Source organism: Flavobacterium sp. XGLA_31 (assembly GCF_051547105.1).
In the GTDB taxonomy this organism is placed as follows: domain Bacteria; phylum Bacteroidota; class Bacteroidia; order Flavobacteriales; family Flavobacteriaceae; genus Flavobacterium.
Genome location: NZ_JBPTTM010000001.1, coordinates 531,463 through 552,006 on the forward strand (window position 1 = coordinate 531,463; position 20,544 = coordinate 552,006).

Below are 20,544 nucleotides of genomic sequence, written 5' to 3' on the forward strand. Positions count from 1 at the left end.
CTAACCCGCAAATATAGGGTTTTTTAAGTTTAGTTGGTTAGGATTAGGTTTATGGCGGGCTCATATCCTTTAATCTTACCTGTTCCTGTCGGCGAACCCACATTAGTCTGCTTATTCCATTTGCCTCCCGAAAACACATACAAAAAATCCCTTTCCACATAATTGTACAACACAAATGGATAATAGGTCTTTTGAACAGTGGTGGTATTCGTGTTTGAATCGATGACGGTTCTTTCCTGTTTATTCTTTTCAATAATCAACTTTTCGAACCCCACAAAAATGCCGTTTTTAGGTATTCTTAAATTAAAATCGGTTACGTTGAACTTGTGTTTCAATACTCCTTTTCGCAAACTCACGATATAATCTTTGGTTAGTAAATCTTCCCCCGGAGATCCATCAACATTCACACTGTAAAAATGGAGTTTAATGGTTGCGTTTTCTATTGCGTTGTCGGTATGAATGGTTACCTGTTTGATATAGCGCGTTTTTTTGTATTTAGCACGATACGGAAAAAATTTGGCGTCAATTCGCGGCCCGTTATCAAAAGCCTGAAAGGTTTCGTTTTCCACTTTCCCGATTTCAATTTCGCGGGTTTCCAACCGATGAGCCACTACTACCTCATCCAACTTAAAAGCCGTTTCTTTTAAAATGACTTTTCCGGATTCGGAAGCTTTAATGGTTTGTTTTTCAAATCCAAGCGCTGAAAAAATCAAATTCTTATCTCCGGAGGTGTTTATCGTAAAAACTCCGTTTTCTTCCGAAGTGGTACTGTTGTTTTCTCCTTGCACCCAAATATTCACATAAGAAACCGGTTTGCCGCTTTCATCTGTTACCATTCCTTTGATTTGTGCCGATAGTGAAAATCCCACCAACAACATCAACCATACCCCTTTTATGTTTGTCATTCCTTCGCGCATTATCTATTTTACTTTTAACAAATCTGCTATTTTACGATCATTGGAAAGTCGCGGCAATTTGTTTTGTCCTCCCAGTTTTCCAATAGATTTCATATAGTCCTGAAACCCGTTTTTAGTCACACCGGTAATCACTACGGTTCTCAATACATTTCCTGCAATCAAATCATCATAGTACGTATTTTGCTTCCGCATTGCATTGTCAATGGCTAAAGCAAAGGAAACCATGTTTTCAGGTTCGCTTTCAAATTCAATAAACCATTCGTGGTAAGGCAATCCTTCGGCCGGATTGATTTGTGGCGCTACCGTAAATTCATTCACCCGGACATTAGTGTTTTCCATTGCTTCCTGCAATGCATTTTCCACTTCTTTACCAATAACATGCTCGCCAAAAGCCGAAATATAGTGTTTGATACGACCCGAAACGATTACCCGATAAGGCTGTAAACTCGTAAACTGAACGGTATCGCCTATATTATAAGCCCAAAGACCTGCATTGGTGGAAATGATTAAAACATAATTGGTATTCAATTCAACTTCACCAATCGTATAACGCTTTGGATGGGCGGTGAAAAACTCCTCTGCCTTGACAAACTCATAGAAAATACCGGAATTCAACAACAACAACATTCCCTTTTCTTTTTGAGAATCCTGATAAGCAAAAAAGCCCTCTGAAGCCGGAAACAGTTCAATAGCATCTACTTTGCGACCGATAAGATTTTCAAATTTGGCACGATAGGGTTCATAATTCACCCCTCCGTAAATGAATAAATGGAAGTCTTTGAATAGCTCACCTACAGGCTTATTCCCTTTTTGTTGTAATTTCTCAAAATACATCTGTACCCACGAAGGGATGCCCGAAATTACACTCATTTTTTCGTGGAATGTTTCTTCAACTATGGCATCAACCTTGGTTTCCCAGTCTTCGATGCAATTGGTTTCCCAACTCGGCATGCGGTTTTTCTGCAAATATTTCGGAACAAAATGCGCTACTATTCCGGATAATCGTCCTAATTTGATTCCGTTTTTTTCTTCTAAAACCGGACTTCCCTGCAGGAAAATCATCTTCCCGTCTACAAAATCCGCTTTACCGGTTTCATGTACATAACTCAATATAGCGTTGCGGGCAGCCTCAATGTGAAAAGGCATCGACTCTTTGGTTAGCGGGATATATTTGGCTCCGGAAGTTGTTCCTGAGGTTTTGGCAAAGTAAAGTGGTTTTCCCGGCCAAAGAACATCGGCTTCGCCTCTCACCACCCTATCCACATAAGGCCTTAGTTCTTCATAATCTCGTATAGGAACCTGCTTGGCAAAATCCTCGTAGGTTTTAATGTTTTCAAAGTCATGATTTTTGCCAAACGCGGTGTCTTCGGCTGCAGTCAAAAGTTCATTAAAAACTTTTTGTTGTGTAGCTACAGGGTCCTGAGCCCACTTTTGGGTTTGATGGTGAACAATTTTGGCGAATATTTTGGCGGCAAAGGCTTTTATGGACATGGCTATTCGTTTGGAAAATTCTTTTTAATGGCTCTTTCGGTAGTCCAAAACAAATAGACACAAACCAACACCGAAAGTGCGATTCCGATGATGACCTGCTGTTTTTCACCGGGATGCAAGACCATTCCTAAAAAAGAAAAGGCCACCAGGAAAAAGCCGCCCTGCAACATTTTAATACAAGAATATTTTTGAGAGAAATCCCAAACCTGTTGATTTTTCATGGAATTTCCTGTTCTGTAGCCGTACAAATGATTGATTTTCTTTGGCGGAAATCGGAGTGAAATGCCTGCTGCAATCACAAAAATAACCCCGGTTAAAAAAGGCATAAAAAAGAGTTTTTCGACTATAAAAATTAAAAAATCCTCCATGTTATTCAAATTCGATAAAAATGGTTGGGTCAATCGGATAGCCGTCTTTCCATAATTCAAAATGCAGATGCACTCCGGTGGATTCCTGTCCGGTAGATCCCGCCAAGGCTATAACTTCACCGGTTCGCACCGTGTCCCCTTGGGCAACTGTCAACGAAGCAGCGTGTTTATAGACCGAAATAAATCCGCTATTGTGTCGAATAATAACCACATTTCCGGTAGTAGGCGTCCAATCGGCAAAAATAACGGTACCGCTCAAAATCGATTTTATCGGAGTGTTTTTGGCCAAAGCAATATCCACCGCATAATGCTTTTCTTTGGGATTGAATTTATCGGTAACCATGCCTTTTACCGGCGGAAATAACACTACACTCACTTTGGGTTTTGCTTTTTCAAACAAGTTATACTTGTCTTCCCGGGCCACTTCTTCGCGCAACTGCAAATCGGCTTTGGTGGGCTCCAGTGCTTCCGCAGAAATGGTTTCGGCATCACCGGGTTTTATGGAATCTTTACTAAATTTCGCATAATCCAAATCACCGGTTAAAATCTTTTTTATCGAAGCAATATAGGCTTCATTTTTCTTTAAAGCATTGGATAACGAATCCGATTTCAAAGCCAGCTCTGTAGCATCTCTTTTCAGTTTGGTGGAAGCATAACCGGGAATAAATTCGCGCAAGGGCGTAAAAGCAATAATATAGGTGGTGACAAAAATAATCAGCAATGCCCCGATGGTGGCGACTACAAAGACATTCATCAACGTTAAACGCAACGAAAAAACTTCTGCAAATGTGTCTTCATTCAAAATAACCAAGCGGTTTTTCGTGAAGAGTTTTTTCTTTAATATTTTACGTTTGAGTCGTTTTTCCGACATGGGTATTGATTATATCACAAATATAGAAATTAAGTTCGGTTTGGCTGACCAATTGCTATAACGAACTTTAATTATAAATATTGTGTTAAATTAAAATCAATCTGCAAATTCTTTATACCTTTGTTACCAAATTAATACTAATTCGCGAAAGCATAAATTTATATACTATGGGAAGTATGGGAATTTCAGAATGGCTGGTTATCTTAGTCGTTGTTCTATTATTATTCGGAGGTAAAAAAATCCCGGAATTAATGAAAGGGCTTGGAACCGGTGTGAGAGAATTCAAAGAAGCTGCCAAAGGAGAAGACAAAGCCGCTGAAACTAAAAAAGAAGAAGAGACAAAATAATCCTTTTTTACACAAAAAACATTCATCCCAAACACTAATTAGCGTTTGGGATTTTTTTATGGCCAAAAACACCTCCTTTTAAATTTATTTGAAACAATCATTGATTTTATAAATTATTTTTTAATTTTGTTAAAAATTATTTTAACTTTATTAAAATGAAACTACCAATTGTTTGTCCCAGCTGCGAAAATGCCCTTAGGGTAAGTCAGATGAAATGCGACCAATGCCAAACCGAAGTCAACGGAAATTACGACTTGCCTCTGTACCTGAAACTCCATCGCGAAGAACAGGACTTCATCCTCGAATTTTTCCTGTCCAGCGGCAGCATCAAGGAAATGGCCAAGCAGGCCGGCAACTCCTATCCTACCATGCGAAATAAAATGGACGATTTAATCAGTAAAATCAATAACCTTAAATCGCTATAATCCATGAAACTTGCCGTTTTGACCAACCCCTTCATGAAATTTTCCGAAAATACTCTTTTCGGTACCGGTGCACTTACTTTTGCCGCCGGTTGTGCCATCGCATACTATACCCAATTTTCTTTTGACGGTTTGATTGATGCCCATGCCAATCCTGACGCCTCTTGGGGCAGCGTTTTCAAAGAAAACAGCATCAACGTAGGCGTAATCACATTATTGCTGTTTGCTTTTGGCAAAATAATAAACCCGAAAACCCGTTTTATCGACATTCTGAATGCCGCATTGATCTTCCGGATTCCGTTTTATTTTATGCCTTTGCTCTCCAATTTCTCTTTTATGAAAACCTTGGAAAATGAAGTGCAAAAAAACATAAATCACTTAGACAAGTTAAACCTCAACCCGGTTGATATGATAGGCGTATTACTTGTTTCGGTGTTGATTTTATTACTGCTAATTTATGCCATTTGGATTTTGTTCATCGGTTTCAAAACCGCTGCAAATTCCAAAAAAACAATCCATATTTTCCTCTTTGCAGTCCTAATTATTTTGGCTGAAATCACTACCAAATATTTAATCTTTCTAAACTAAATCACTATGAAAACATCTTTTTTAAGTCTGTGCTTATTGCTTTGCCTTTCCCCGGTTTTTGGGCAAAAAATTGCGGGTTCCTGGGTTGGTGAACTCGATGTTCCCGGAGCAAAAATTCCCCTGGTTTTTAATATACAGGCCAACGGAACGGAACTCAAAACCACTTTGGACAGTCCGATGCAGGGCGTGAAAGATTTGGCTACCGACAAAACCACCTTGACCAATAATGAACTGACGATTGATGCCAAAAGCATCGGAATTCAATACAAAGGAACCTTTGAAAACGAAAAAATAAACGGGACTTTTTTTCAGGGCGGTGCCTCATTGCCGCTGGTCCTTTCGCGCAAAAAAGAAGGCGAATTCGAAATGAAAAGACCACAGGAACCTAAAGCCCCTTTCGACTACAACAGCGAGGACATTACCTTTGTGAATCCAAAAGATGCGAATACGCTGGCGGGTACCCTGACTACCCCGAAAAACAAAAAGAATTTCCCGGTTGCCATCCTGATTACAGGCTCTGGAGCCGAGAACAGAAACTCCGAAATATTCGGTCACAAACCGTTTTGGGTTATTGCCGATGATTTTGCCAAAAAAGGAATCGGCGTGTTGCGATTGGATGACCGCGGTGTGGGTGGTTCTTCCAAAGGCGTTAAAGAAGATACTTCCGAAAATTTTGCCGGTGATATCAACGCGGCTGTAGAATATTTGGCGGCCAAAGGGTATACCAAAATTGGTTTAATCGGCCACAGCGAAGGCGGAATGATTGCACCTATGGTAGCGGTTCAGAACAAAAAAGTAAGCTTTGTAATTTCCATGGCCGGGCCCGGAATTCCGGTGGAAGATTTGTTGCTGTTACAGTCTACTGCCATTGCAAAAGCAGAAGGCGCCACAGACGACGACTTGAAAATCAGCAACGGGATGAATAAAAAACTATACGGTTTTGTTAAAAACTACAGCGGAAATGATTTAAAAACAGACATCAAAACCGTTATTGCGGAAGAGTTCAAAAAGTTTCCTAAAAACCAACTCCCGCCAGAGGATAAAATGCCCGATTTAATCAACCAACAAGCAATGGAGCTGACCAATCCGTGGTTTGTATATTTCATAAAGTACAATCCCGATGCCTACTGGTCTAAACTTAAAATTCCGGTATTGGCAATCAACGGAACCAAAGACTTGCAGGTGTTGGCCACCGAAAACCTGGCCGGAATAAAAAAATCGTTGGAAAAAGCCGGAAATAAAAAGTTTGCCGTTCAATCCTTTGACGGTTTGAACCATTTATTTCAAACGGCCAATACCGGCTCCGTTTCCGAATATGCCACTATCGAAGAAACCATATCGCCTAAAGTTTTGGATGCCATGAGCAGCTGGATTTTGAAACTGTAAACGCAATAAAACGATAAGAAACCCCAAATTCCATCCCGAGTTTGGGGTTTTTTATTGCGGTTCACTCGGCTTGGTGTTCCCTTTCAATACGCGGTACAATTCCTCAATCTTTTCCAAAGGCAAATTGTGCAGCAATTGGTTGACCTCCGTTGCGGTTTCTGTTTTAGTCAGGCTGTGCAGCGCATGACCATGCGGAACCATTTTCCCATGTTCCGGAATAAAGGTCAGCAAATCATTGGGCGTGCAATTCAAATCCCGACAAAGCATTTCCAGCTTTTTCATCGACAGCGAATTCAGATTATTGCGCAGCAAATGATAAGTATAACTCGAGGAATGTCCCCGTTCAATAAAAAACTGATTGGGTTCAGTGATCCCTTTCATCTTCAAAATTCGGGTAATGTTTAATCGTATCATAGCCAACGGTTTTAAAATGACAGTACTCCCCTAATCCCTTCAAATAAAGTGCCAAAATGTTTACGTAAACCGAAAGTAGCCTAAGAACCGTCTTCGGAATGTTACATTCCATCTTCGGAATCCTTACCACGAGATTCCGTGCGTTGCAATTCATCTTCGGAGCGTGTCGTTTAATTTACGGAACACGGAATTGAAACTACAGCCAATTACATTGCGGCTTCCGTCGATTGAGATGCATCGACGGAAGGCCTAAAACCTTTAACGTTGGGCTTTTTAGGGGGTAAAAAGGATAGGGAGTGGTTTTTGGATGCTAAAAAACCATCGTCAACTGAATGCGTTTGCGCTCTTCATCTACCTCCACCACTTTTACCTGAACGTGTTGGTGTAATTTGACCACTTCATTCACATCGGAAACAAAACCTTCCTTGAGTTGGGAAATGTGTACCAGTCCGCTTTCTTTAATGCCGATATCCACAAAACAGCCGAAGGCCGTAATATTGTTCACGATCCCCGGCAAAATCATGCCGCTGCGCACGTCTTTAATCGATTTGACATTGGCATCAAATTCGAATACTTTGGCGGCTTTTCTGGGGTCGAGTCCCGGTTTTTCAAGTTCTTTCAGGATGTCTTTAATTCCTAAAATCCCCACATCAGAGGTGATGTAGTTTTCGGGTTTGATTAAACTGATTTTTTCTTTTTTGCCGATAAGCTCCGCCGTTTTTAACCCCAAATCCTTAGCCATTTTTTCCACTATCGGATAGGCTTCGGGATGCACAGCCGAGTTGTCTAACGGATTTTTTCCGTCTTTAATGCGGATAAAAGCCGCGGCTTGTTGGTAGGCTTTGTCTCCCAAACGTGGTACTTTTTTCAATTGTTTTCTATCTTCAAAAGGACCATTTTCAGAACGGAAGGCTACTATGTTTTCGGCCATTTTTTCGCCAATGCCAGAGACATAACTCAACAATGATTTGCTGGCCGTATTGATGTTAATCCCTACCGAGTTCACACAGCGCACCACTACGGTATCGAGTTCTTCTTTCAGTTTGGTCTGGTCTACGTCGTGCTGGTACTGCCCCACTCCTATTGACTTGGCGTCAATTTTTACCAACTCCGCCAACGGATCCGACAATCGTCTTCCGATGGATACCGAACCACGAACGGTTACATCATAATTCGGGAATTCATCCCGGGCAATTTTACTGGCCGAGTACACCGAGGCGCCGGCTTCGGAAACCACAAACACTTGTACCGGCTTATCAAACGCGATTTTCTTGATGAAAAATTCGGTTTCCCTTGAGGCGGTTCCGTTACCAATAGAAATGGCCTCGATATTATAGGCATTCACCATCGATTTGATTTTCTTCATCGCCATAGCCATTTCGTTTTGCGGTTGGTGCGGGTAAATGGTTTCGTTGTATAACAAGTCGCCTTTTTCGTCCAGGCAAACCACCTTACATCCGGAACGATAGCCGGGGTCGATGGCCAAAATGCGTTTCTCTCCCAACGGCGGTGCCAACAAAAGCTGCCCTAAATTGCCTGCAAAAACTTCGATGGCTTTGGCGTCGGCCTTGGCTTTGGCCTCTTGCAGGGTTTCGTTGGAAATGGCCGGTTCTAATAATCGTTTGTAACTGTCCTTAATGGCCAATCGCAATTGGTCTGCGGTTTCTCTATTATTTTTAATCGTATTGTTTTCGATGAATTCGAGGGCTTCTTCGTTTTCAATTTCCACATTCAACTTCACAAACCCTTCGGCTTCGGCACGCAACATGGCTAACAATCGGTGCGAAGGCGCTTTGGAAATGGGTTCGGCCCATTCAAAATATTGGGAGAATTTTTGGGCGGCTTCCTCGTCTTTTTTGGCCTTTACCACTTTGGTCTCCACGATGGCTTTGCGCTGAAACATACGTCGCAAATTTTTCCGGATAAAAATATTTTCATTAATCCATTCGGCGATGATATCGCGGGCGCCTTGCAGCGCCTCGTCTTCATTGGGTACTTTGGCATTCAAATATTTCGAAGCGATAAACTCAATATCGTCACTGTTTTGCGCCATGATGATTTTGGCCAAAGGCTCCAACCCTTTTTCACGAGCCACATCGGCACGGGTTTTTTTCTTCTTTTTATACGGCAAATACAAATCTTCAATCTCCTGTAAGTCGAAACTGTTTTCGATTTTGCTTTTCAGTTCCGCCGTCAATTGCCCTTGCTCTTCTATTGATTTCAACACGCTGTCTTTGCGTTTTATCATCTCATCGTATTGCTTGGACAATTTGGCAATGTTTTCAATCACCACCTCATCTAAATTTCCGGTTTGGTCTTTTCGGTAACGGGAAATAAAGGGAATGGTGCAGTCTTCGGCTAATAATTTTAACGTCGCTTCAATGCTTTTTGGCGAAGCCGTAACTTGGCTTTGAATGAATTGTATGCTGGTCATTTTAAGAATTTATTGTTGAATTTGGTAGAATGCTTTGCCCAGGTTTTCGATCACATCGGTAATCAACATGCTTTCGGGGCTTTGGGTTTCAAGGGTAATATCAGCAGCCAATCCGTGGAGGTAGACTCCCAATATTGCCGCCTGAAGCGGTTGGTATCCTTGGGCTAAAAAAGCGGCAATAATACCGGTCAGGGCATCGCCTGAACCGCCTTTGGCCAGACCTGAATTGCCGGTCGTATTTTCAAAAGAGGAAGAACCATCGGTTATGAAAGTGTGGTGTCCTTTTAAAACAATGATGCATTCCAGTTCCGTTGCTTTTTGAATGGCCTTAGCTCTGCGGGCAGTCTCTGAATCATGGTTGCCGAACAGCCGGTCAAACTCTCGACTGTGGGGCGTGAGAATGGCGTTTTTGGGCAGTTCTATCAGCTCATTTCGTTGAACCAAAAGTGTCAGGGCATCGGCATCATACACAACGGGGTTGCTGGCGTTGGCAATCAAGACTTCCACCATTTTTTCGGCTTCTTTATCTGTTCCTAAACCTGGGCCTATGGCAAAGGCATTGTATTTTTCCAAGTTGATTTTCTCTTCACGAAAAGTTACCATCGCTTCGGGCGCGGCTGTGAAAATAATTTTTCGCTCTTTTCGCGGTACATTGACGGTCACCAAACCTGCACCGGCGCGAAGCGCCGATTTTGCGGCGATAACAGCCGCTCCCATTTTGGCTTGGCTGCCGGCTATGAGTAACACATGTCCGTGGCTGCCTTTGTGCGAATCAGGGAGTCGTTTTTTGAAAATATTTTGGATACTATGTAAATCGGTTACCCTCATAAAAATTAATCCTGAACGATGAAGTCTTTAGTGGCTTCCTCTCTTTGAAATTCGGGTTGAATATTGATATGATTGATATGGTATTTTTCAAATAATAAGACTTCAATCTGGTGAAGCAGCTCATTGAATTCGCTTAAACGGATATCTTCGGAGCAATCCAGATGCGCTTCGAGATGCAGTTCATCATCGTTCAGATGCCAAACGTGAATGTGATGTAATTTCCCGGCTCCGGGAATTTTATGCACTTCGCGTACGAGCTCTTTGATATCGATAAAATCAGGTGTGAACAGCATCAGCATTTTGGTAGATTCTAATAACAATTTGGCTCCGACCACAATTAAATATAGGGCAATGGCGATAGTCAACACGCTATCCACCCAAAACCAACCGTAAAATTTCATCAGTAACCCACCGATTAAAACGGCTACCGAAGCCATCATGTCGGTTAATAAATGCAGGTAGGCCGATTTCATATTGATGTTGTGCTCCGCGTCTTTTTGCAACAACAAAACGGAGGCTCCGTTGACTACTATTCCTAAAAGTGCCAGCCAAATTACCAGATTCGACTCTATGGGATGCGGATTGAAAAACCGTTCTACAGCTCCGAAAATTAATATAAAGGCCACTATGACCAAGGTCGCGGCATTGACAAATGCGGCAATCAGTTCGGCTCTTTTGTAACCAAAGGTGTTTTCTATAGAGGCTTTTCTTCTGGAAAGTTTATGGGCAATCAAACTGAACACCAGAGACAGGACATCGGAAAAATTGTGAAGTGCATCCGAAAGCAAGGCCAAACTTCCCGAGAGGATTCCGCCTATTACCTGTGCAACGGTTATCAGTAAGTTGAGTAAAATGGAATAGATTAGGTTCTTTCCTTTGACTTCATGTTTATGACCGCGATGGTGTCCCATTTTTATTGACAGGCAATTTTATTCACTCTATTGGCGTGTCTTCCGCCTTCAAAGGAAGTGTTTAAAAAGGTATCTACCATTTCTACGACTTGTTGAATAGAAGTATATCTTGCGGGAATACTGATGATGTTGGCATCATTATGCTGACGGGCCAGAGCGGCAATTTCTTTGGTCCAACACAAAGCGGAACGAATCCCTTGGTGTTTGTTTACCGTCATATTGATTCCGTTTCCGGAACCGCAAATTACGATACCGAAATCCGCTTTACAGGTTTCTACATCAATGGCTACCGGATGACCAAAATCGGGATAATCGACACTGTCAAAAGTATCGGTTCCGTGGTTAAAAATCTGATGTCCTTTTTGTTCTAAAAAGGTAACAATGGCGTTTTTGTAGTCCGGTCCTGCGTGATCGTTTCCGATGGAGATTTTCATGTTGCGGTATTTGTAGTTAAGAGCACAAATTTACGGAAACTATCGGTTGGATTTTTACTTTGTTGTAACTAGTTGATTCTTAAAAGCTAATCCTTTTTACAGAATGAGATATATTTATAACTATTTGAAAATCATTGCATAAATTTCAATTCAAATGTTAAATTTTTAGCATGTTAATAGCATTTTGCAAATCATTGATAATCAGTTAACTTTAAATTAACATGAATTGTTAACAACTTTGAATAGAAAATCAGAAGTTTTTTGTTGTCGTATCATCTTTTTTTCTAATCCAAAACCGGAATGAAAAAATCAAATTTAGTTTCGTCTTTTTTTGGAAAATTTATCAGCATAAAAAAACAGGTTTTCAACAAAAATTAACCCTACAACTTATTAAAAATTTCACCCGTTTTTTAACTGTTAACAACTGTTGATAAGAATTAAAATTTCATTCATTTTAAGAAGGTTACCTTAACTTTCTATTGTTAATTTCTCTGTATAAGTCGGGAAAACTTTTAAATCATCTCTTTTCGCAAAAAGTTATTGGCACTATTAACACCCTATAATAACCATCATAAATTTAATTTTTAAAATCTTTTCTTTTTGTTGTTTTTAGTAAGTGTTGATAACATTTCTGATTTAAACAATTTTTAAATTGTTATTCAGGTCATCTAAAATTTGCTGAACAACTTCTTTATCGTTTGGATGAATTTTGAGATGAATGCCTCCGTAAGCAAAACTCGCCAGCGGATCAATGGAAACTAAATTTTCGTTTTGAAATAAATACGGAATACCTTCTCGTTCTAAAATAGTTTTTAAAATGGCGATTTCATGAGCGAAATTAAACGTAGCGATGGTGATAAATTCGGTCATCTTTTGAAGTTTTTATAAAGATACTAAATGTTAGATTTATATTAAAACTGAAAACTATAACTCATAACTTGTAACTATTTCGTAATTTTCAGCAATAATAGAAAAGATACAATGAGTAAGAAGCCTAAAAAATTCGGAAAGAATACTAAAACATTTTCCGAAAAGATTTTTAAAATATTATCCAAGAATGCCAATAAACCATTCAACTACAAACAAATAGCTGCTATCCTGGAACTGGATGATACCAAAAGCAGAAACGAAATTATCAAAGATTTAAAAATTCTTGCTGCACAGAAACTGATTATAGAATCAGAACCCGGTAAGTATTTAGTCAAAGCGAGCAGTCAAAAATACTATGAAGGAACGATTGACATGACATCGCGAAAAACAGCTTATTTAATTTGCGATGAGTTAGAGCATGATGTCTTTATTCCGTTTGTGAATTTGAATCATGCCTTAGACGGAGATAAAGTCAAAGCTTATGTTTACGACAGAAGAAGTTCCCGAAAACCGGAAGCCGAAGTACTTGAAATTTTAGAACGACACAAAACAGAATTTGTTGGAGTAGTCGATATTCAGAAGAATTTTGGTTTTGTTACTACGGCCAATGCCAAGATGTACACCGATATTTTTATTCCTAAAAATAAATTAGGCGATGCCGAACATGGTGATGTTGTTTTAGTTAAATTGGAAGATTGGCCGGCCAAAGCCGATTCGCCTTTTGGTTCGGTAATCAAAGTACTGGGAAAACCGGGTGAACACAATACTGAAATTCATGCTATTTTAGCCGAATATGGGTTGCCGTATGATTTTCCGATAGAAGTAGAAGCGTATGCCAATAAAATTGATACCTCGATTACCCAAGAGGAAATAGCTAAGCGTCGCGATATGCGAAAGGTTTTAACGTTTACCATCGATCCGAAAGACGCTAAAGATTTTGACGATGCCTTATCCTTTCAGGTTTTAGAAAATGGTAATTATGAAATTGGCGTTCATATCGCCGATGTTTCCCACTATTTAAAAGAAGGAACAATATTGGATGATGAGGCGTATAAAAGAGCTACTTCAGTGTATTTGGTTGACCGTGTGGTACCGATGTTGCCCGAAGTTTTATCTAATTTTGCCTGTTCTCTTCGTCCACATGAAGAAAAATATACATTTTCGGCTGTATTCGAATTGACCCCAAAAGCCGAAGTTGTCAATCAATGGTTTGGCCGAACAATAATTTATTCTGACCAACGTTTTGCTTACGAAGAAGCCCAGCAAATAATCGAAACCCAATCGGACATTATTCCAGCTGAAATCTCCTTAACGGGTGCTGAATACAAAGCACCGAAAGCTATTGTAGAAGCTACTTTAAAAATGGATGAGTTGGCTAAAATTCTCCGAAGAAAAAGAATGGCTGCCGGAGCGATTTCTTTTGATAAAGTAGAAGTAAAATTCAACTTAAATGAGGAAGCAGAACCGGTAGGGGTGTTCTTTAAAATCTCTAAAGATGCTAATCATTTGATTGAAGAATTTATGTTGTTGGCCAACAGAAAAGTAGCCGAATTTATTGGAAAACAAAAGAAAACTTTTGTGTATCGTATTCACGATGAACCCAATGAAGATAAGTTGATTAACCTACAAACTGTGATATCTAAATTTGGGTATTCGATTAATATGAAATCCAAACAGGATATTTCGAAATCGTTGAATAATTTATTAAACGAAGTGAATGGTAAAAAAGAGCAAAATTTAGTGGATACCCTGACCATTCGAAGTATGAGTAAAGCGGTTTATTCTACGGAAAACATTGGTCATTATGGTTTAGCTTTTGATTTTTACAGCCATTTTACGTCACCCATTCGTCGTTATCCCGATGTGATGGCACACCGATTACTGCAACATTATTTGGACGGTGGCAAGAGTGTGAGTCAAGAAGATTATGAAGAAAAATGTGCGCATTCCAGTGATATGGAAGCTTTGGCGGCACAAGCCGAAAGAGATTCAGTGAAATACATGCAGGTGAAATACATGCAGGATCATAAAGATCAGGAGTTCCTGGGTGTGATATCAGGGGTTACAGAATGGGGAATTTATGTTGAAATTATCGAGAACAAATGTGAAGGTATGGTTCGCATCCGCGAAATCAAAGAAGATTATTATACGTTTGACGAGAAGCAATACGCTTTGGTTGGCGCTGTTACCAAAGGATTATTGCAGTTAGGTGATGAAGTTTATGTAAAAGTAAAAAATGCCGATTTGGTTAAAAAACAATTAGATTTCCATTATATCAGAAGAAAAGAATAAATATGAAAAAGTTAGTTTTTAGTTTGTTATTCCTCAGTACAATTGCTGTAGCTCAAGAAGCCAAAAATGTTGGCGATTTTAACAAAGTAACTTCCTTTGACCGCATTGATGTTTTATTGGTTCCCGGAACAGAAAATAAAGTAATACTCGAGGGAAAAGAGTCGGATGATGTGGAATTGGTCAATAAAAATGGAGAGTTAAAAATCAGAATGCCGTTAACCAAAATGCTGGATGGTGATAATATTTCAGTTACCGTTTACTTTAAAAAACTCACAGCAGTTGAAGCTAATGAAGGTTCCCGAATTGCCTGTGGTGACAGAATTAAAGCTACGGCTTTTGACATTATCGCCAAAGAAGGTTCGGAAGTAAAATTAGTTTTAGAGGTGTCAAAATTAAACGCCAGAGTAGCCAACGGTTCTAAAATCTCTTTGGAAGGAAGTGCTCAGAATCAGGATGTTTTGGTCAATTCAGGAGGTATTTATGAAGCTAAAACTTTTAAAACTTTGCAAACTACTATCACCGGAAATGCAGGAGGAGAAGCCGATATTTTTGCTACTGATTTAGTTGAAGCGAAAATCAGAGCTGGTGGTGAAATCATCATTTACGGAAAACCAAAACAAATCAATCAAAAAGTTGTTGCCGGAGGGACCATTAAAGAAGCAAAGTAGATTTTATTTTAGATTCTAAAATTTAAATTCTAAATTGCATTGTCAAAATCTTAACAAGTATGTTCCTTAACGATATCTTATCTGCCATTCCGCTGGGTTTCTTTCTAAGTTTTATGATTGGACCTGTTTTCTTTGTACTACTGGAAACCAGTGTAGTGAAAGGATTCAGAGCAGCGGTAATGTTTGATTTGGGTGTGGTATTGGCTGATGTGATTTTTATATTGATTGCTTTTTTCAGTAGTTACCGTTTGATTCAAAGCATCAAAAATGATCCGGCTTTATTTATTTTCGGTGGCTTAGTGATGCTCACTTATGGCATTATTTCCTTTGTTAAAAACAAAAAAGAATCCAAAAAAAGTATAGATGAAATTGACCCGAAAGAGTTGGCTAAAACCAATTACTTTTCATTATTTATCAAGGGTTTTTTCCTCAATTTTATCAATATCGGCGTGTTAGGATTTTGGTTAGCTATCCTAATTACTATTGGTCCGCAATTGGAACTGAAAGCCTCTCGAATGCTGACTTTTTTCACTACTTTAATCCTTAGTTATTTTGTTACCGATATTTTTAAAATATTGCTGGCAAAACAGTTACGCAGCCAACTTAATCCCAAAAACATTTTGTTAATCAAGAAATTTATCAGCATCGTTTTAATTATTTGTGGGGTTGTTTTATTGTCTCAGGCTTGGTTTCCTAAAGAGCAAAAAATTGTCAATTCGGCTTTCGAAAAGTTAGAGAACGATAAATAAATGTCAAAAAAAAAGCCCTCTATAAAGAGAGCTTAATTCAGAGGCATCGTCCGGATTCGAACCGGAGTATACGGTTTTGCAGACCGGTGCCTAGCCGCTCGGCCACGATGCCAGTTGGTGCGCAAATATAGTAAAAAAGTTAAAAGTCAATAGGTAAAAAATAAAAAGTTTTCTTTTATCACTTTGTACTTCTCACTTCTGAAATAGTATTTAATTACGGTATTCTTCCATTTCTATAGTAACTGCTTCAACATCACCGCCTATTGGGGGATTCAGTTTTGAAACAGCTAATAAAATTCGGGAAACAGCCGGTATTTCTTTGAAAATTCTGGTTACTATTCTGTGAGCCACATGTTCTAATAATTTAGAACGAATAGCCATTTCTTCTTCTACAATTTGGTTCAAAAGCACATAATCTACTGTATCTTTTAATTCATCACTGACCGAAGATTTTCTCAAATCGGTTTTAATTTCCAAATCTACACGGTAGTCTGAACCAATTCTTCCTTCTTCTTCTAAGCAACCATGAAACGAAAAAGTTCTGATATTTTGTAATTTAATAGTCCCCATTATTTTGATTTCCTGTCAATTTTCAAATCTTCAAATTTTCAAATTGACTAATTAAACATATCTTTGCTAAAATTACAAAAATAATGTCAACAGAAGAGAAGTCCTTAAATTTTATAGAGCAAATCATAGAGGAAGATTTGAAAAGCGGATTGTCAAAAGATAAGCTTCGTTTTCGTTTTCCACCGGAACCTAACGGGTATTTACACGTAGGTCATGCGAGTGCTATTTGCCTGAATTTTGGTTTGGGAATTGATTATCAGGCACCGGTAAATCTGCGTTTTGATGATACCAATCCGGCCAAAGAGGAGCAGGAATATGTTGACGCTATCAAAAGAGATATCGAATGGTTAGGCTTTAAATGGGCTAACGAATGTTATGCTTCAGATTATTTCCAGCAATTATACGATTGGGCCGTTGAATTCGTTAAGAAAGGTAAGGCTTATGTAGATAGCCAAACTTCGGAAGAAATGGCGAAACAAAAAGGTACACCAACACAACCGGGAACTGATTCTCCTTTTAGAAATCGTTCGGTTGAAGAGAATTTAGACCTTTTGGAACGCATGAAAAATGGTGAATTCCCTAACGGAACCCATATTCTTCGTGCCAAAATAGATATGGCACACAACAATATGTTGATGCGTGACCCAATTATGTATCGCATTTTACACTCGCACCACCACAGAACCGGTGACCAATGGTGTATTTATCCTATGTACGATTGGGCTCATGGTGAAAGTGATTATTTAGAGCAAATATCACATTCCTTCTGTACGCTTGAATTCTTGCCGCACAGAGAGCTATACGATTGGTTTTTAGACCAAGTATACGACGCAACTAAGGTTAGACCAAAGCAAAGAGAATTTGCCCGCAGAAACCTTTCACATACTGTAGTTTCCAAAAGAAAACTATTGCAATTGGTTGAAGAAAAACATGTTAGTGGTTGGGATGATCCCCGTATGAGTACCATTTCCGGAATGAGAAGACGTGGTTATCCGCCTATGGCCATCCGTAATTTTGCTAATACTATTGGTATTGCTAAACGAACCAACTTAATCGACGTTTCCTTGTTAGAATTTTGCGTTCGTGAAGAATTGAATAAGTCGACACATCGTGTGATGGCCGTTTTGAATCCGGTAAAGTTGGTCATTACCAATTATCCTGAAGGACAAGAAGAATGGTTAGAAGCCGAAAACAATCCGGAAGAAGCCGTGATGACCTACAGAAAAGTGCCTTTTTCTAAAGAACTATATATCGAAAGAGAAGATTTTCAGGAGGAAGCCAACAAAAAATTTTTCCGTTTGACCTTAGGTACCGAAGTAAGACTGAAAAACGCCTATATCATTAAAGGAGAAAGTGTTATTAAGGATGCCGATGGTAATATTACCGAAATTCACTGTACTTATGACACAGATTCCCGCAGTGGCAGTGGAACGGAAGCTTCTCAAAGAAAAGTAAAAGGAACCATTCATTGGGTGTCCATCAAACACGCGATTCCTGCAGAAGTTCGTATTTATGACCGATTGTTTTCACATGAAAGTCCGGATGGTAATAAAGAAATCGACTTTAAAGAATTTATCAATCCGAATTCATTGGAGATAATCACAGGTTATGTAGAACCAAGTTTGCAATCGGCTAAAAATTTAGACCAATTTCAATTCCAACGTTTGGGATATTTTTGTGTAGACAAAGATTCTTCTGCAGAAAAATTAGTTTTTAACAAAACGGTTGGTTTAAGAGATACTTGGGCCAAAGTAGAAGCCAAAGACTAAATTTATAAAAAATAGATTTTACAAATGAAAAGCTCACTTTTTAGTGGGCTTTTTTATTATTTATAAAATCAATTAAAAAATAAATAATATAATTTTAAACTATTAAAATTGACTTTCATATTTTGTTTTTGTTCCATTTTTAAAATAGAAACAAGTAAATTTATCACTGATTAAAAGAACTGTGATTATAGCCCTTTAAAACAAGTTTTTGTGTTTTTAAGTCGATTTAACTTTCAATACATCCATTTTTTTCGTAACTTTAATTAAATAAAAAAAAATTAAAATTATGTCATCACAAAATAACAGTCTCATTGCACTTTTAGCAGGAGCGGCAGTCGGAATTGGATTGGGGATTTTATTCGCCCCTGATAAAGGTTCAAAAACCAGAGGAAAAATTAAAGACGGTTTCAATGATTTGAAAGAAGGTGCTAAAGAAAAGTACGAAGACACCAAAGAAGAGTTAAAAGATTCTATTGATGAGATGCTTTCTAAATCGAGTTACAAAGCGGAAGAAGCCATCACTTATTTGGAAGAAAAATTAGCTGAGCTCAAGGCTCAAAATGCCAAACTTCATAAATAATGGCACTGGAGGAAATAAAAGACAATCTTGAAGATATTCAAGAGAACGCTCAGGCTTACGTTGAAACCAGCTTGGCCTATTATAAGCTTTGGGGTTTTAAGGTAGCTATGAAATCAACCACTCTGGCACTCAAGTTCTTACTGATTGCTTTGTGTTTAACCATAGTTTTGTTATTTGTTTCAGTCGCCGGTGCATTGGCTCTGGGGGATGTCTTAGGAAGTTACCCTCTGGGATTTTTGTTGGTAGCGGGTATTTTTTTGGTCTTGGCCTTACTGCTTTTTTTAGTGAAAGACAAAATTGTAGAAGGGCCTATCCTGGAGAAATTCTCCGAGATATTTTTTAATGAATAATTATGGAAAACAAAAAATATTCTTCCTACGCTCAAATAGAGCAGGAGCTGGAAATACTCAGAGTTGAACGCGAAATCTATTATCAAAGGGTTCGCCTTGGTGTAGAAAAAACTAAGGAGAGTTTGGTTCCCTCTAAAACCCTTTCTTTTGTTAGTAATGTGTACAAAGAAGTTTTTTCAGGTACAGTTGGGACGATTGTAAAAGCATTAATTCCAATAGCAATCAATTGGTATATAAACAGAAAAAGAGGCGATTAAGCCTCTTTTTTTGTGTCGTATCTGATATTATTTTGTGGGTTCTCCCGGGTTGGAAGTATCCGACGGGTTGTAATCCATAGAAGTTTTATTCCCTCTGTCTTTCACTCTTTTCGGTTGTTTTTTCATCTCTTCTCCTATGATGCTCGAAGCTGTAAAACTGGTGACCATATTGTTCAGCATATCACTGGCCGCTTGGGGAGAGTTAGGCAACAAAATCAAATTCGAATTGGTATCAGCACCAATAGCCTGCAATGTATCATAGTGTTGTGTAATCACAATAAGCGCCGAAGCTTCCTGCGAATTGATACCTACTTTGTTTAATACTTCCACACTTTCCACCAATCCTTTGGCAATTTCTCTACGCTGATCGGCAATACCTTGTCCTTGAAGCTTTTTGCTCTCGGCTTCTGCTTTGGCTTTAGCAACAATTCGAATGCGTTGTGCATCTGATTCAAACATGGCAGCCGTTTTTTCTCTTTCGGCAGCATTGATACGGTTCATCGCATTTTTTACCTGAATATCCGGATCAATATCGGTTACCAAAGTATTGATAATGTCATACCCATAAGCCATCATGGCTTCGTTCAATTCACGTTTTACAGCAATAGCAATATCATCTTTTCTGACGAATACATCATCCAAAATTAATTTTGGTACTTCGGCACGAACCACATCAAAAACATAAGCAGTTATTTGATCGTGCGGATATTCTAACTTATAAAAAGCTTCGTAAACATGTTCCTGAATCACTTTGAACTGAACCGAAACTTTCATCTTGATGAACACGTTGTCTTTGGTTTGGGTTTCAATGATAACGTCTAATTGTTGGATTCTTAAGTTTACCCGACCTGCAATTCGGTCAATAACAGGAAGTTTAAGTTGTAAACCCGAATTTCGAATGCTGAGAAACTTTCCGAAACGCTCAATGACCACAGCTGTTTGTTGCTTAACTGTAAAGAAAGACGAAAATAAAAGCACTAAACCAAAAAATAAAAGAATAAGGATAAATGGCATGATTTATAATTTAA

23 protein-coding genes and 1 tRNA gene are annotated in these 20,544 nt (G+C 38.8%); 11 read left to right on the forward strand and 13 right to left on the reverse strand.

Going from position 1 to position 20,544, the window contains the following annotated elements:
- Positions 1-29: 29 nt before the first annotated feature.
- The 4 genes from ACSVH6_RS02290 to ACSVH6_RS02305 are packed head-to-tail and all read right to left on the reverse strand — an operon-like array spanning position 30 to position 3,647.
- Positions 30-905 carry a carboxypeptidase-like regulatory domain-containing protein gene (locus ACSVH6_RS02290; protein ID WP_438075146.1) on the reverse strand — a complete coding sequence of 292 codons (876 nt, stop codon included), beginning with the start codon at positions 903-905 and terminating at the stop codon, positions 30-32.
- 15 nt (positions 906-920) lie between these two features.
- Entirely contained in the window at positions 921-2,408 is a 1,488-nt protein-coding gene (locus ACSVH6_RS02295; RefSeq protein WP_438075148.1) for a GH3 family domain-containing protein, read from the reverse strand.
- Positions 2,409-2,410: 2 nt separating this feature from the next.
- Positions 2,411-2,734, reverse strand: a complete 324-nt coding sequence (locus tag ACSVH6_RS02300) for an SdpI family protein (RefSeq protein WP_438075150.1) — start codon at positions 2,732-2,734, stop codon at positions 2,411-2,413.
- A 43-nt stretch (positions 2,735-2,777) separates the two neighbouring features.
- Positions 2,778-3,647, reverse strand: coding sequence for a M23 family metallopeptidase (locus ACSVH6_RS02305; RefSeq protein WP_438075152.1), 870 nt, complete (start codon positions 3,645-3,647; stop codon positions 2,778-2,780).
- A 167-nt stretch (positions 3,648-3,814) separates the two neighbouring features.
- Here ACSVH6_RS02305 and tatA point away from each other — a divergent pair, with 167 nt between their 5' ends.
- From tatA to ACSVH6_RS02325, 4 genes are all read left to right on the forward strand, one after another.
- Positions 3,815-3,994: a twin-arginine translocase TatA/TatE family subunit gene (gene tatA / locus ACSVH6_RS02310; RefSeq protein ID WP_438075154.1), complete on the forward strand. Its 180-nt coding sequence runs from the start codon at positions 3,815-3,817 to the stop codon at positions 3,992-3,994.
- Between the two features lie 155 nt (positions 3,995-4,149).
- Positions 4,150-4,419, forward strand: coding sequence for a DUF2089 family protein (locus tag ACSVH6_RS02315; protein ID WP_438075156.1), 270 nt, complete (start codon positions 4,150-4,152; stop codon positions 4,417-4,419).
- 3 nt (positions 4,420-4,422) lie between these two features.
- Complete coding sequence (locus tag ACSVH6_RS02320; protein WP_438075158.1) at positions 4,423-5,004, forward strand: hypothetical protein; 582 nt, start codon at positions 4,423-4,425, stop codon at positions 5,002-5,004.
- Positions 5,005-5,010: 6 nt separating this feature from the next.
- Positions 5,011-6,390: an alpha/beta hydrolase family protein gene (locus tag ACSVH6_RS02325; RefSeq protein ID WP_438075160.1), complete on the forward strand. Its 1,380-nt coding sequence runs from the start codon at positions 5,011-5,013 to the stop codon at positions 6,388-6,390.
- Between the two features lie 51 nt (positions 6,391-6,441).
- Here the strand turns inward: ACSVH6_RS02325 and ACSVH6_RS02330 are convergent, their stop codons facing one another.
- The 6 genes from ACSVH6_RS02330 to ACSVH6_RS02355 all read right to left on the reverse strand — a co-directional run bounded on the left by ACSVH6_RS02330 (position 6,442) and on the right by ACSVH6_RS02355 (position 12,281).
- A complete protein-coding gene (locus tag ACSVH6_RS02330; protein WP_438075162.1) occupies positions 6,442-6,804 on the reverse strand; it encodes a helix-turn-helix domain-containing protein in 363 nt (120 codons plus the stop codon).
- A gap of 310 nt (positions 6,805-7,114) precedes the next feature.
- Positions 7,115-9,238: a Tex family protein gene (locus tag ACSVH6_RS02335; protein ID WP_438075164.1), complete on the reverse strand. Its 2,124-nt coding sequence runs from the start codon at positions 9,236-9,238 to the stop codon at positions 7,115-7,117.
- A 9-nt stretch (positions 9,239-9,247) separates the two neighbouring features.
- On the reverse strand, positions 9,248-10,066 hold the full coding sequence (locus ACSVH6_RS02340; RefSeq protein WP_438075166.1) for an NAD(P)H-hydrate dehydratase: 819 nt from the start codon (positions 10,064-10,066) through the stop codon (positions 9,248-9,250).
- A gap of 5 nt (positions 10,067-10,071) precedes the next feature.
- Positions 10,072-10,977, reverse strand: a complete 906-nt coding sequence (locus ACSVH6_RS02345; protein WP_438075168.1) for a cation diffusion facilitator family transporter — start codon at positions 10,975-10,977, stop codon at positions 10,072-10,074.
- Between the two features lie 2 nt (positions 10,978-10,979).
- Entirely contained in the window at positions 10,980-11,411 is a 432-nt protein-coding gene (gene rpiB / locus ACSVH6_RS02350) for a ribose 5-phosphate isomerase B (RefSeq protein WP_438075170.1), read from the reverse strand.
- Positions 11,412-12,047: 636 nt separating this feature from the next.
- Positions 12,048-12,281, reverse strand: a complete 234-nt coding sequence (locus ACSVH6_RS02355) for a DUF2007 domain-containing protein (protein ID WP_438075172.1) — start codon at positions 12,279-12,281, stop codon at positions 12,048-12,050.
- 111 nt (positions 12,282-12,392) lie between these two features.
- On the opposite strand from ACSVH6_RS02355, the gene rnr reads away from it, so the two are divergent.
- From rnr to ACSVH6_RS02370, 3 genes are read left to right on the forward strand one after another with little or no spacing between them, the layout of a single operon-like run.
- Entirely contained in the window at positions 12,393-14,573 is a 2,181-nt protein-coding gene (rnr, locus tag ACSVH6_RS02360) for a ribonuclease R (RefSeq protein ID WP_438075174.1), read from the forward strand.
- Positions 14,574-14,575: 2 nt separating this feature from the next.
- Positions 14,576-15,241: a head GIN domain-containing protein gene (locus ACSVH6_RS02365; RefSeq protein WP_438075176.1), complete on the forward strand. Its 666-nt coding sequence runs from the start codon at positions 14,576-14,578 to the stop codon at positions 15,239-15,241.
- 59 nt (positions 15,242-15,300) lie between these two features.
- Entirely contained in the window at positions 15,301-15,990 is a 690-nt protein-coding gene (locus ACSVH6_RS02370) for a LysE family translocator (protein WP_438075178.1), read from the forward strand.
- Positions 15,991-16,031: 41 nt separating this feature from the next.
- Here the strand turns inward: ACSVH6_RS02370 and ACSVH6_RS02375 are convergent.
- Together ACSVH6_RS02375 and folB are read right to left on the reverse strand one after the other, a co-directional pair.
- Positions 16,032-16,102: transfer RNA gene (locus tag ACSVH6_RS02375), tRNA-Cys, on the reverse strand.
- Positions 16,103-16,200: 98 nt separating this feature from the next.
- On the reverse strand, positions 16,201-16,560 hold the full coding sequence (gene folB / locus ACSVH6_RS02380) for a dihydroneopterin aldolase (protein WP_438075180.1): 360 nt from the start codon (positions 16,558-16,560) through the stop codon (positions 16,201-16,203).
- A gap of 83 nt (positions 16,561-16,643) precedes the next feature.
- Here folB and ACSVH6_RS02385 point away from each other — a divergent pair, with 83 nt between their 5' ends.
- The 4 genes from ACSVH6_RS02385 to ACSVH6_RS02400 all read left to right on the forward strand — a co-directional run bounded on the left by ACSVH6_RS02385 (position 16,644) and on the right by ACSVH6_RS02400 (position 19,516).
- Positions 16,644-18,329, forward strand: coding sequence for a glutamine--tRNA ligase/YqeY domain fusion protein (locus ACSVH6_RS02385; RefSeq protein ID WP_438075181.1), 1,686 nt, complete (start codon positions 16,644-16,646; stop codon positions 18,327-18,329).
- A gap of 286 nt (positions 18,330-18,615) precedes the next feature.
- A complete protein-coding gene (locus ACSVH6_RS02390) occupies positions 18,616-18,909 on the forward strand; it encodes a YtxH domain-containing protein (protein WP_438075183.1) in 294 nt (97 codons plus the stop codon).
- Positions 18,909-19,259, forward strand: a complete 351-nt coding sequence (locus tag ACSVH6_RS02395) for a competence protein (protein ID WP_438075185.1) — start codon at positions 18,909-18,911, stop codon at positions 19,257-19,259. Before ACSVH6_RS02390 ends, ACSVH6_RS02395 begins: the two co-directional genes overlap by 1 nt.
- Before the next feature lie 2 nt (positions 19,260-19,261).
- On the forward strand, positions 19,262-19,516 hold the full coding sequence (locus ACSVH6_RS02400; RefSeq protein WP_438075186.1) for a DUF6327 family protein: 255 nt from the start codon (positions 19,262-19,264) through the stop codon (positions 19,514-19,516).
- A gap of 27 nt (positions 19,517-19,543) precedes the next feature.
- Here the strand turns inward: ACSVH6_RS02400 and ACSVH6_RS02405 are convergent, their stop codons facing one another.
- Complete coding sequence (locus ACSVH6_RS02405) at positions 19,544-20,530, reverse strand: SPFH domain-containing protein (RefSeq protein WP_438075188.1); 987 nt, start codon at positions 20,528-20,530, stop codon at positions 19,544-19,546.
- Between the last annotated feature and the right edge of the window lie 14 nt (positions 20,531-20,544).